General features: G+C 52.2%; 8 protein-coding genes. 1 reads left to right on the forward strand and 7 read right to left on the reverse strand.

Annotated features, from left to right (window positions below):
* Nucleotides 1-197: 197 nt before the first annotated feature.
* The 7 genes from ACI48K_RS01475 to ACI48K_RS01505 all read right to left on the reverse strand — a co-directional run bounded on the left by ACI48K_RS01475 (nt 198) and on the right by ACI48K_RS01505 (nt 11,638).
* The gene (locus tag ACI48K_RS01475; RefSeq protein WP_475025785.1) at nt 198-2,312 is read right to left on the reverse strand and encodes an alpha-galactosidase; all 2,115 of its coding nucleotides are present in this window, start codon (nt 2,310-2,312) and stop codon (nt 198-200) included.
* A 6-nt stretch (nt 2,313-2,318) separates the two neighbouring features.
* A complete protein-coding gene (locus ACI48K_RS01480; RefSeq protein WP_475025786.1) occupies nt 2,319-4,388 on the reverse strand; it encodes an alpha-galactosidase in 2,070 nt (689 codons plus the stop codon).
* Nucleotides 4,389-4,508: 120 nt separating this feature from the next.
* A complete protein-coding gene (locus ACI48K_RS01485) occupies nt 4,509-6,101 on the reverse strand; it encodes a response regulator transcription factor (protein WP_475025787.1) in 1,593 nt (530 codons plus the stop codon).
* Nucleotides 6,070-7,890, reverse strand: a complete 1,821-nt coding sequence (locus ACI48K_RS01490) for a sensor histidine kinase (protein WP_475025788.1) — start codon at nt 7,888-7,890, stop codon at nt 6,070-6,072. The genes ACI48K_RS01485 and ACI48K_RS01490 overlap by 32 nt, the downstream gene beginning before the upstream one ends.
* Before the next feature lie 186 nt (nt 7,891-8,076).
* Nucleotides 8,077-9,774, reverse strand: coding sequence for a type 2 periplasmic-binding domain-containing protein (locus ACI48K_RS01495; RefSeq protein ID WP_475025789.1), 1,698 nt, complete (start codon nt 9,772-9,774; stop codon nt 8,077-8,079).
* A gap of 72 nt (nt 9,775-9,846) precedes the next feature.
* On the reverse strand, nt 9,847-10,743 hold the full coding sequence (locus ACI48K_RS01500; protein ID WP_475025790.1) for a carbohydrate ABC transporter permease: 897 nt from the start codon (nt 10,741-10,743) through the stop codon (nt 9,847-9,849).
* Nucleotide 10,744: 1 nt separating this feature from the next.
* Complete coding sequence (locus ACI48K_RS01505; RefSeq protein ID WP_475025791.1) at nt 10,745-11,638, reverse strand: ABC transporter permease; 894 nt, start codon at nt 11,636-11,638, stop codon at nt 10,745-10,747.
* 214 nt (nt 11,639-11,852) lie between these two features.
* Between ACI48K_RS01505 and ACI48K_RS01510 the strand changes: the two genes are divergently transcribed.
* Nucleotides 11,853-13,526 (forward strand): PA14 domain-containing protein, encoded by a 1,674-nt coding sequence (locus ACI48K_RS01510; protein WP_475025792.1) that lies wholly within the window; start codon nt 11,853-11,855, stop codon nt 13,524-13,526.
* Nucleotides 13,527-13,545: the final 19 nt, after the last annotated feature.

Below are 13,545 nucleotides of genomic sequence, written 5' to 3' on the forward strand. Positions count from 1 at the left end.
ACCTTAAAGATAGCAGTCCCGGGGGATGCCGATCCGACATTTCGTGCCCGAAGATGTAGGGGGCCTCAAACCTGCACTTAACAACTATTTTATCCGGTATCCCGAAATCAAGACAACACAAAACGGTTGCATCAAGGAGGCTCCCCCTCAATCCAACCGTTTCTTCATGTTGCCGACGAAGCGTCATGCCGATGATTTTATTGCTCGTGAATCCGATACAGCAGGCTGTCGAAATCGCCGCGCAGCGGCAGTTCGATGCCTACGTTCATCAGCCCTCTGCCGCTCCAAGTGCCGGGCAGTCCCTCAATGACATAGGTTTTATCCGGGTTCAGCCCTTGCAGACACAAGCGAGGCAGCCGGTCTCCAAGCTGCTGCGAATGCAGGAAGGCAAACAGCACGCTATCGCTGCCGCTTCCATCCGCGTCCGTATACTGCACCGCGGTTACTCCAAGATGCCGCAGCGCCGAAAGACGGTACTGATTTCCGAACTGTACCAGCGGGCGGATCTCCTTATACTGGCGGATTAATCCGGCAGCCGCTTCCATTTCTTCCTCGCTCCAATGGTTCAGGTTCGCCCCGATGCCAAGCGAACCCATCATCGCGCTGTGGAACCGGTAAGGCAGCGACAATACGCGGCGGTTCATCCCCGTAGGCGACTCCGTCACCCAGCAGGTCATCATTTTCGGAGCGTAAACGTATGCGAAGCCCTCCTGAATGCCGAGCCGGTCAAAAGCGTCGGTGTTATCGCTGGGCCAAGCTTGATCCGCATAGCGGAAAATCCCCAGATCGATCCGGGAACCCCCGCCCGCGCAGGTCTCGAATTCCACATGCGGAAAACGGCGGCGCAGTTCGGCCCAGATTTCGTACAAGCTTTGGACGTGGCGGATCCAGATTTCCTTTTGACGATTCAGCGGATGGTCTTTCATGCCGGGCTCCGTCACCGTCCGGTTCATGTCCCATTTGATGAACTTGATCTTGTTGCGGCTGAGCAGCTCCGTCATAAACTCAAGAATGTAGCTCTTCACTTCCGGTTTGGAAATGTTCAGAAGCAGCTGGTTCCGCAGCTCCGTACGGCCGCGCGTCGGAAAATGGTACACCCAGTCGGGATGGGCGCGGTACAAATCGCTGTCCGGGTTCACCGCTTCGGGTTCGACCCAGATCCCGAATTCCATCCCCAGCTTGTGAACGTGATCGATCAGCTCGCCGAGCCCGTTCGGGAATTTCGCCGCGTTCACGAACCAATCGCCGAGTCCCGCCCGGTCGTGGTTTCTTTGCCCGAACCATCCGTCATCGACGACAAACAGCTCGACACCCATTTGGGCCGCCCGTTCGGCCAGCGCCATCTGGTCCTGAACCTGGACGTCGAAGTAAGTCGCTTCCCAGGAGTTGTACAGCACTTTGCGCGGCTTCGGGTTCGGCAGCACGTAATCATGCTGATACCGGTGCAACTGCCGGCTCATGCCGCCGAAACCGCCGGCGCTATAACCGCCAACGAATACCGGCGCTGCAAACTCCTCGCCGGGGCCGAGCAGCCAGCTGCTGTCAAAGTCTTGAATCCCGCCGGTGACGCGTACATGGTGGAAGGCCGTTTGCTCGGCGACGATTTTCCAGTTGCCGCTCCAGGCGAGCGCGCCGAACCAAACATCGCCCCGCTCTTCGGTCGCATGCCCGTTATCCATGGCGAACCAGGGATTGGCGTGCCCGTCCGTGAAGCCGCGCCGCGATTCGAGCTGCTTTTTGCCCTCCGACAAGATCGTGCTGCGAAGCTGGAATTCTCCCGCCCATTTGCCCGTCACATGGGTCAAGCGGTATTCCGGCAGATACGGAATCGTCCATGCCGCCGACTGGATCGTTTCCAGCACGACAGGTTCCGTGCCCATGTTTACAAGCCGGACGAACCGCTCGACCAGATCATGCTCCGGAATAACCGAATAATACAAATGCGCTTCAAACGGATACGCTTTATCCTTAAACGTAAGAATCAGCGTCTCTTTGCCATCCATACTGGTGATCCCGGACCCGACATATTCCGGGCAAAAATCGCGCACGCCGTCCGGCCAAGTTACTTTAAGCGATGGCTCCGTGTAGCAAAGTCCGCCCCAAAACCCGTATTCCTCTTCCTCCCGGTCAAGCTCGGCGTCAAAGGAACTGTGCCCGCGCGAACCTAGCAGGGGAAGGGCATCCGCCGGATCGACGGAGGCTCCCCAATACAAATGCTGCAGATGGCCTTTGTCGTTCAGGCCAAACAAATAGGTGCTGCTGTTGGTATGCAATGCGAACAGACGCTGCTGCTCATCTACGTAAATCGACAACGAGGTTCACCATCCCATGATTTTAAAAATTTTCGATTCGGCGGGTTCAAGCTTCACGTCCAAGTCTTGACTAGCCTCGCTTTCCGCGCTTTCCCATAAATCCGCAACCCGGCAATTCACGCCGGCTTCAAAGCCTGCCCGCTCCAGCGAAATCTTCTTCGTCGCGGCGTTCTCTCCGTCAAAGTTAAAAACGGCAATATAAACGGCAGGCTCCCGGTTCGATTCCGGCGCGAGATCTGCCAGTACAAACACATCCGAGGCCTTGTCACCGAAGTTGCCTTCGAGCGGGCGGAACGTTTTGCCTATGCGGGCAACATCCATGACGGCTTTGTTCGACAGCCACGCTTTGGCGCGGGCGGCCGCTTCGTCTTTACGGAAGTCGTCGCCGAGCAGCAGCATGGTTCCGGAAATCACGGAAGCCGTAAGCCTGCTCCGCCCCTCATGCAAAGAAGTCGGCTCCTGGTTGAAGCTTTTGTAAAGAACGGTATGGTCCGGATCGTTAAAACGGTAAAGATTATCGTTCATCCACCAGCCGTGGGTCAACGAATTGAGCAAATATTCCGTATCTCCTATCGTACCGAACACGTCGCAGGAAATCCGGCGGCTGTGGGCAAAGGCATAGGGGAACAGCGGTGCAATCGACAGGTTGATGAAAAACGGACGGCCCGCCGCTTCAGGAGACAGTCTTTGGGCCAAATGGGACAAGCCGTAGTGATACGCACCGATCCCCGTCGTAATTTTCGGATCGTAATGCTTGCCTTCCAAAGCGCCATGCGCCATAAAATCCAGTTTCACGTATTCGAAGCCCTCGGAAATGATCTTGGACGTAAACCAGTCGATGCGCTGCAGCGTCCCGGGATGCGTCGGATCGATCGCCAGCCCGCCGGCGATATCGGGCAAAATTTCCCCTTCGGGATCGCGCAGCAAAATATCGGCGTACGTGTATTTTCCATTCGTGCCTTCGACCGGTTCATGAAACTTAGACGGGGGTCCCCAGAAAGCAAACGGGGTCCAATACGTTCCCGGCTTATGTCCGTTTTCCTTTACCCGGCGAAGCGCATCCTCCATCTCTTCCGGCGTGAGCCGATTCCAGAAGGCGTCAAAGTTGATATACAGCGTATCTCCGCTCTGGAAACCGGATGGCTGAACTTCTTGCTTCAAAAAATCGCTCGTCGAGGTGTACAGATCATAGTCCAGGGTGCTCATCGCCGCCGACCAGCTGTTCCAGCCGAAAGGTACGCCGCCTTCCCAGAACAAAGGAGCTTCCATTCGGGTATTGGCCCAGCCGTAGGCTTCCAGTCCGTCGCGGTAATCGCCGTAGGCCCCGGCGAAAACAAGCGGGGACTCGATCCGAGCCCCATGCACATAACCGTGAGGCTGCTCATCCCGCGTCATCCAGCCGGCCGCTCCGCCGAACAACTCCAGCTCCTCGAGCTTTCCGGCCTGCTCCGCGCGGACATGAATTCCGGTCTTCCACACATCATGGGAAAGCGAGCCCAGAACAAAGCCGCTCCGGCTTCCCGGTTCAAACAACGCGGTAACTTCATAGCTTACGGTATCGAGCGGAAGCGGCCGGGCTTCAAACCGCACCCATTTGTCGTTGTCATAAGGAACGCGCAGCGCATAAAGCTCTTCGTCCGCCTTGAATGCCCTTTCAAAACTCAATTCCGCAGACCGAAGTACCGTCATCCGGTTAATTTTCGTTTCTTCCCCTCCAAACGCCACCGTTCGGGCTAAAAAGAAGGGTAGCCCTTCGTACACGTACAAATGCTGCTCCAAGCCGGGCAGCCCTTTCGCTTCATGCACAATCGTCAGATGCACGCCTTTGCCGAAGCCGTCCTCGATCATCCGGGGTTCTTCCTTTAGAAAATGACGCTCAAAATTTCCCGTGTGATATTCCCGGCCTTGCCACCTGAAAGCGCTGCGGATTTCCCTCCACGTCAGCGAGCCCTTGGCCGTCCAGGAAAATTCGCCTTTTTCCAGGTCGATTTCCAGACGGCCCTGCGCATGCTCCGCGGAAATCCTAGTTCCGGAATCCCTCGTGATTTTTACCGAATTGCTGCTGTCTGTTTTCATGTTCTCCCTCCTCATGGCTATCCATCGTGCACCAACTGCCTCCATTATAAAGACGGGGCTCGCCCGTTTCCATGCAGCGATGTTCCGATCTATAGCGGGATATGCCGAATTTCCCGGCGGCTAACGATAGTCGCGGTATTCCTGGGGCGTGACGCCGACGATTTTTTTGAACAAGTACGTAAAATACGCCGAGGTTTGAATGCCGACGCGGTCGGCCACTTCGTAGACCTTGATGTTCGGGTCCCGCAGCAGCTCTTTGGCGCGATGAATCCGCGTTTCCTGAACGTATTCGGAAATCGTTTTGCCCATTTCTTTTTTGAAGAGCACGCTTAAGTAACTCGCGTTAAGACTAAACTGCTCGCCGAGTTGCTTCACCGTCCAGTTCTCCTGAACCCGCTCTTCGATAAAGACGGCGACTTTGCGGATCAAATGACGCTGCTGGTTCATCTGCTCCTTCACTTCCACCGTCATGTACCGGTCCACGTATTCGGTCAGAAATTCGATGATTTGCTCCGTGCTGCTGCAGTCCAACATCCGTCTCCACATCACGATATTCATCTCTTTATCCGCTTCGTCATTCCATTTCAAAGTCCTTATCAATTCGCTGAGAAAGCTCATCCCAAAGGCTTGGACGAAAGAGAACGACTTCTGGGCCGACAAAAGATTGAACAAGCGGTCCATCGCCTCCCGGACCTTGACCGTATCGCCCGATTCCATCAGCTTGATTACTTCCGGAGTGAATTCTTCCCGCAAACGAAAATCGTCGAAGTCTTCCGCATCCACCGAGTCGTTCCGGACGATCTGACCGTCGTCCATCAGCCTCGCCTGCGCCATCAAGAATTTAACCTCCCGGTAGCGGTCAGGAACTTCCGACCATTCGTATCCCGTCCGGCTGCAGCCGACGGTCACCGTCGCGCCGTGCTGCTGCCGCATCACGTCCTGGATGAACATGAGCTGTTTTTCGATCCGGGCCTTTTCCTCTACGGACGGATTGAGCTGCAGGGCCGCGATTTCATCGGGAGAAGTCTGCGCCAGCCAGACCGATTCCAAATCGGACAAACCGACGTCGACGGTTTTGCGGAACCCCGCCCCGAGCAGTACTCTTTCTTCGGCTTCCTTACCTTGGGCCAAAAAATGGTCCAGCCCAAAAACAAACAACCGCAGCTCCCGGATCTCCGCCGGCAGCTCCATCAAATTGTTCCAGGAAGCCAGCAACTCCCCCTCGGGGACAATTCCTGCGATCAAATCGCTGATAAACCGTTCCTTAACTAGGCGCAGGCTGCCCGAGACTTTTTTCTTGAGCGTGTCGGTCTGCTCGGCAAGCGACCGCATCTTCTCCAGCGTCTCGCGCATGGACGAAAGGCGGCTCGTCACCTCTTCCAGCTTCAACGGTTTCAGCACATATCCTTGGGCGCCGACATGAATCGCGTCCTGCACGAATTCGAATTCGTTGTAACCGCTGATCATTAGCACTTGAAGATGGGGGTATATCGTTTTAGCCTGCGCCACCAGCTCGATGCCGGTCATGCCGGGCATGGATACGTCGGAAATCAGCACGTCGAAATCCGATTCACGGATCGCCTCGAGCGCCTCTTCTCCCGATTCCCTTGTAACGGGAAGCTCGTAGCCAAGCTCCCGCCATTTGATGTAATGCACCAATCCTTGAATATTGGAAGGTTCGTCATCTACGATCAGTACCTTTAGCATGTTCATTTACCCTCCTAATGGTTGGCGGTACGGTACATGCCGGAAAAGCAATCGTCACCCGCGTCCATTCCCCGGCTTCGCTTTCCATCGCAAATGTCGCTTCTTCCCCGAAATACAGCGACAACCGTTCCTTGATATTCGAGGTGCCGAACCCGTTACCGCTGCCGACATGGGTTCCGGATTCGATGGCAGCCATGGTTTCCGCAGTAATCCCCTGCCCGTTGTCGAAGACGGACATGTGGATACGATCCTCGGCAATCCAAACGGAGATGCGGATCACAGCCTCTTTTTTCCGGGTAATCTCCCCATGGGAATAACAGTTTTCCACAATCGGCTGAAGCAGGGTTTTAATGGTGTAATAATCCAACGCAATATCGTCGATCTCCCACTCGACATTCACCCGGTCGGGGTACCTTAGCTGCTGCACTTCGAGATAGGCCTTGACGTGTTCCAGTTCCTCGCGGACAGGAATGACGCTGACCCGGTTGTTTAAGGCAATCCGGTAAAAGGTGCTTAAAGCGTCAATGATGCGGATTTGCTCCTCATCCCGGACGTCCAGGGCGCGCCAGCGCAGCAGGCTGAGGGAATTGTAAATGAAATGCGGGTTGATCTGCGCTTGCATCGCTTTAAAAGCCTGCTCCCTTTCCATCAGGCTTGTTTTCATAATGTCTTCGACCAGGATGCCCAGCCGCTCCGACATGAAGTTGAACATGATCTCGAGGTCCCCGAGCTCATCCTGCACTTTATTGCGGATCGAAACGTCGAATTCCCCGCGCGACAGGTCGCTCATCCGGATGCCCAACCGGCGGATGCGCAGCACGATGTTTTTGACGATCGTCATCACGAGAAAAACCGACAGCAGAAGTAGAGCGACCGCCGAGCCGGCAATCAGATAAAGCAGCATTCGGCTTTGCGGATCCATGTATTTCATATGCGTTAACGTCACCACGTACCAATCGGAAGAAATGGGCTCGACGATCATAAGCTGTTTGGTGTGGGTCAGGTCATATATTGCGCCCGTTTCTTTAATCGATTCGTTGTCTTCCGGCCAATCCTCGGATAAAATGCGGCTGCCGACCTTATCCTTCTCGGTCGAGGCCAGAATCCGCTTCGATTCGTCTACGATATACAGGCTTCCTTCGTCGTTAAACGGATACTTCAATAAATCGCCGAAAACGACGTTGTAATCGAGCAAAATGTAGACCATGCCCAGGGCGTTTCCCGAGCTGTTCAGAATTTTGCTCGTCAGGACGATCTGCCCAGGATTATCCGGCGCACGGCTCCACAGCAGCAAGCTGGTGGAAGCCATCGTTTTCTTGTACCAGGTTCGCTCATCCAAGCCGGACAACATCCGGTTCTCCGGCCGCCACAGGAGCTGCCCGTCTTGAACCAGCGTGCCGTTCGTATGGTAAATGCGAAAGTCGGCGATGCCGGGCAAATATTTGCTCGTCAGCAAAAAATTGCGGTCCAAATAATTGACCGTATCCATAATCTGCGTCATATCCGCGTATTCCCGGCCGAGCCTGGCGATCAGTTCGCTGTCGGTCGCGGTTCGAATCGCCAGCAGCTCGTAGCTTTGTTTGCTGAAGTCCACGTTGATGGCCGTCTGTCTGACGGAATCGTCAACGGTGGAAACATAATTATGGTGAAAACTGTGAACGACGATATACATGGTAATGCTGCCTAGAATCAAGCTCGGCACCAGTAAAATCAATCCGTACATAATCAGAATTTTTCGGCCAAGATTCATTCCTCCGGTGAAGCGAATGATTTTATTTTCGAGCCATGATCTCATGCTGCAGCACTCCTTCCTCACCTACAAAAAGTGTACCACATGGGCGGAAGCCGGCTCTAGCGAACCGCCCGATCACAAATTTTCCCAGATGCCCCTACATCGACGAAAATTGCCTCAAATGGCTCCGGCCTGCTTGGAGTTCATCCAAGTTCAGGCGCGGAGATATGAGGCAATGGTTCTCGTCTATCAGGAATTGCTGGCTGCGGTCAGCTGTTCATTCCATTCCGTCTTCAGTTCGCTCCAGTGAGCGCGTTTCTCGAGCGCGGCTTGGAATTCGTTCCAGGCCGATTCGAATTGGCCGTCGTCCTTGGCCATAATCAGTTTTGCTTTATATTCTGTCTTAACCGCTTCGAGCTCAGGCAAGTATTTCTCCCAAAGTCCGCCCGGTTTGGCTTTGACCATATCGTACGGTTCGGCGACGCGGATCGCGCCCATCTTGCCGATTTTCTCGGTGAAGTCGATCGTTTTGAGTCTGCCTTTCGGCTCGGTGACGTTATAGTTCCACCAAGGATACCATTCGTTGCTGTAAGAGGAAGTCATGTACAGCTCCGGCGTAGTGCTGACTTTTTTGGCCGAATCTCCGGAGTCATGCAGCGTTTGGTAGTCCTTGTCGATATATTCCCATTTGCCCAGCGGTTGGTCTACCCAATCCCAGAACTTGCCGGCCGGTCCTTCGTTGATTACCTGTTGTTGTTCCGGTTTCGGTTCCAGGGCATAGTCGAAAAATTTGAGAATGGCGTCCAGGTTTTTCGATTTCTTACTGATATAAACATCGTCCGCCGGGTAAGGGTTGACGATTTGGTTGTAGCCGACATGGTCTACCCCTGTTACTTGCGGATAAGGAATCGCTTCATAATACCAGGAAGGTTCCGTCGGTCCGTCCAGCACTTCCCACAGGGATGCGTCCATGTTGAAGAATCCGCCGGCGTTCATCGCTACGCGTCCCGATTTGTTCTTCTCCTTGTAGCGTTCTTTCTTGTCGGTCATGACTTCATGGTCGAGCAAGCCTTCTTTATACATTTTGTTCATCCATTGATAGGCCGCTTTGTACTGCGGATCGTCGTAGATGAAGACGTAGTTGTCGCCTTTCTTCTCAACCGGAATCACGCCGCCCGCCGAGCTTGTCGTTACGCCGAAGGTGCTCAGGATAACGCTTTCGTCACTCGCGTCGGACAGGAAGCTAAGCGGAATCAGCTTATTGCCGTTGGCGTCCTTTTGCTCGGAAGCAAGCTTCAGGTATCTTTCGATGCCGTCCAGCGTTTTGAGGTCATCCATCGTCATGCCGACTTTTTCCAGCACGTCGCTGCGCACGAACCAGCCCAGGGATGCCCAGCCCGGCCATGGATCGTCCGGATTTTGGTCATACCAGGTCGGAATGGACCAGATATGGCCGTCTTTGTCTTTCATCGCATCCAGATATTCCTTAGGAATGGACGCCAGGCCCGGATATTTATCCGGCATATTGAAATATTGTTCAAGCGGAAGAATCGCGTTGGAGCGAACCATGGCGTTGTTCACGATGTCGCCGCGTCCGAAAATCGCCGCGTCGTCAAAGCCGCCCGTGTTCAGCTTCAAATTGAGAGCCGTCATGGCATCGCCCTGGGTTGATTCCAGTTGAATGTCGATGTGCGGATCGTTTTCCCGCCAGTATTTTTGCACCATGCTGTCGTTATTGATGGTGGCCGTCCAGCCCAGCCACAGCTTGAAGGAATTGGAGCCGCTGCTGCTTGTGTTGCTGCCGGTTGTTTCCATACCCGTGTTGTTGCCCTGTGCCGTATTCCCGCCGTTTGCGCTATTGCCGCCGGAGCAGGCCGTTACGAAAGTCAGCAGGAGCGCCGCTGTCAAAGCCGTCAGCTTTTTCGTCATACCTTTGCGTGAACTCAAATTCATTTCCCCCTTCGATTTCATTTTGTCAGAAACACTTGAACTTTGCTGCTATATTTATTTGGAAACATCTCACCCCTTTACGGAGCCGATGAGCACTCCCTTAACGAAATACTTCTGAAGAAACGGATATACGCACAGGATCGGAATCGCGCTGACCATTACGGTCGCCATCTTGATGGACATCAGCGTGACATTGGACAGCATATTTCCGCGGGCCAATGCTTCGATGTTATTGTTCGAGCCCAAAACGGTCGACATGTCCTGCGCCGATAACAGCTGCTGCAAAAAGGTCTGGACCGGGATCAGGTTCTGGTCGGTGACATAAAAAGCCCCGGCAAACCAGTCGTTCCAATGTCCGACGGCCGTAAACAAAGCCAGCGCCGCCAGCATCGGCTTGGAGAGCGGCAGAATGATGACGAATAAAATCCGCAGCGGATTAGCGCCATCCATTTCCGCCGATTCAATCAGCGCCCCTGGAATCCCCTGAATAAATTTCAGCATGACGAACATATTCCAGGCCGAAAAAGCCCCGGGGACAATATAGACCCAAAATGAGTTAAGCAAATGCAAGTGATACAGTTGAATGTAAAACGGGATTAACCCGCCGCCAAACAACATGGTAATCAGCACATAAGTGAGTAAAACACTCCGGAACGGCATACGGTCGTATGACAGTCCAAACGCCGCCAGCAAAGTGATTAACAAACCAACAAACGTTCCAATAAGCGTTCGGGCTATGGTGATAATATAAGCATGGCGAATCACGGCATTTCCCAACACAACCTTATAGTTGGCCAAAGTGAATTCCCGGGGCCACAAGTAAACTCCGCCTTTGGCGGCATCGCTGCCTACATTGAGCGAAATCGACAGCATATACATAAACGGATAAATGACGGAAACGCACAGGAGAGACAGAATGACTACAATGATAAGCTGGCCGATTCGATCTTTTGCTAAAGTACTCATTCTACCAAAGTCCCCCCTCGTTCACTTTTCTGGATAACTGATTGGTAGAGACAACAAGAATAAGACTGATTAGCGATGATAACAAACCTACCGCAGTCGCCATGCCAAAATATCCTTGCTGCAGGCCGCTGCGTAAAATGTACGTATCCAGTACGTCAGCTACCGGCTGGTTGGCCGGGTTCATCAGCGGATAGATCTGATCCATCCCAACCGCGATCAGACTCGGCATGCTGAGAATTAGAATAATCGATATCGTCGGCATCATTCCCGGCAGCGTAATATGGCGCATTTGCGCCCATTTCCCGGCGCCTTCCACCTTGGCTGCCTCGTATAGCTGAGGATCGATGCTCGTAATCGCCGCGAGATACAGGATTGTGTTCCAACCTATTTCCTTCCACAATCCGCTCACGACAACAATCGGACGGAACCATTCCGTAGAGCCAAGAAAGAACACCGGATCTCCCCCGAGTTTAACGATAAACTGGTTGACCAATCCCCCGTCCAAAGTAAGAAAGGATTGCAGGATGTAGGCCACCACGATCCAAGAGAAAAAGTGAGGAAGGTAACTGACGGATTGAACGAATCGCTTGAATCCGTTATGTCTCACTTCGTTAATAAGTAACGCCAGAATGATCGGGGCCGGAAACCCCGTCACGAATTTTAGGACAGCGATATAAATCGTATTCCTTACGACCAGCCAGAACTGATCGTCATGCAAAAACGAGAAATTTTCCACCCCTACCCACGGGCTGCTCCACATCGTCGTTCCAATGTGAAAATCCTTAAAGGCAACCTGAATGCCGACCATCGGAATGTAGCTAAACAGGAACAGCAGGACGACGGCGGGCAAAATCATGATGTACTGCCAGCGGTATTTTGTTATTTTTGTAAGCACTCTATCACCCCTTGGTGCCATTATAGAACCGCCATGAAAGCGGAACCATATAACAACGATTGGATTTATATCGTTTTGATTGGAACCTTTGAAACGGGGGTAAGAAGTGAACCTTGGATCTATAAATGGCTTAGGAATATTATTGAACCCTAATTAAATACTGGAAATCCTCCGATGAAAATGATGACAAGCGAAGAAAGGGTGAGGCTAAACAATGTTCAAGAAAAGTGTCAGTGCACTAATAGCGGTATGGTTTGCTTTATCTTTGACCGGCGGGATTTCTAATGCGGCAAGTATTCCTTTTTCACAAGGGGACGGCTATGGGCAAGGCGCGTATGAGATCAATGCGCAGCAGCCAACGGATTTCAATTGGACGAGAAACTCCAGATTCAGCGGAGTAAACGAGGATTTGACGACAAAATGGAAGTACCCGGTTGAAACCACTTCTTTTCAATACACACCGACGATCGGGGAAGACGGCACCATTTATATTGCCACGGAAAATAGAGTCAGAAGCTCGAAATTGATAGCTTTAAATCCGGATGGGACACTAAAATGGGAACGCGATCTGAAATATTACGCAACTTCATCGCCGATATTGGGGAACGACGGTTATATCTATGTTTCATCCGCTTCTTTGCTTTACGCCTTTGATACATCCGGACAACCTAGATGGGGGAATGACGGCAGCTGGGCAATCTTAAATTCTTCCAATCGGGATTTTGCAATAGGCAGCGACGGAGTGCTTTATATCGCTAATCAGCAGCAGCAACTGATAGCGGCCGATCCTTCAAACCAAACCGTTAAATGGAGCATCAATTTAGGCCTTTATCCGTCTTATCCCGTTATTGACAAAGACGGCAATCTATATGTAAAAAGTCGTCTGAGCAATAAAATCACTCTCTCTTCGATCGACCCGGCGGGAAACCTGCGCTGGTCCAACACCTATTACTCGGGCATGCTGAACGAAAATCCTCAATATATTGCTCCCCTGCTTGACGATCAGGGAAATGTTTATATTACCGGCTACCAAAGCAAAAAGCTTTACAGCATTACAACTTCGGACGGATCGCTTAACTGGGAGCTTCCTTTGGAAGGTTATCTTCCTTCGGGGCCAGCGTATGACGAGCGGGAAAAAGCGCTCTATGTAGGGAATAACGCAGCGGATTCGTATTTGTACGCTATCAACTTGGATGGAACAATCAAGTGGAAGACAGCGAGAACGGAAGGAATCTTATCGTCGCCAATTGTCGATAACAAAGGTGATATATACGTGAACACGGTAGCCGGACTAAATGTCTTTTCAAAAGAAGGAGACTTGGTTGCCGCTTACCAACCGGCTGCCCTCGGCAACTCGTCCCATCAAGTATCGATTGCCGAAGACGGAAGTTTATATTATACCAGCTCCGGCACCGAGAACGTGATTATCGCCATCGGCGGAACTATCAATAAACCTCAGTTGTCGGAGCCAGGATTAAACGGAGAATACTTTAACGATTCGGATTTAACCGACAAACGGCTTGACAGAGTCGATACGAACATCGATTTCAATTGGGGATTAGTTCCTCCTGACGCCGGCATAGATCCGGAAACGTATTCCGTGCGTTGGACCGGGCAAATTCAACCGAGCTATTCCGATAATTACACATTTTATGTTAAATCCGATGACGGAGTCAGACTTTGGGTTAATGACGAGTTGGTCATAGATCATTGGCAGCAACAATCAGCGTCGGAGACTTCGGGACAAATTTATCTTGAATCCGGCAAAAAGTACAATTTCAAACTGGAGTATTTCAACGAATTGAGAAATGGCCTTGTTCAATTATCTTGGTCAAGTGACAACTACCAAGCTAAAGAAATTGTGCCCCCTGGGTCATTTACGCATTGATTTCATCCAGAAATGTTCC

The sequence above is a fragment of the Paenibacillus terrisolis genome (genome assembly GCF_056171975.1).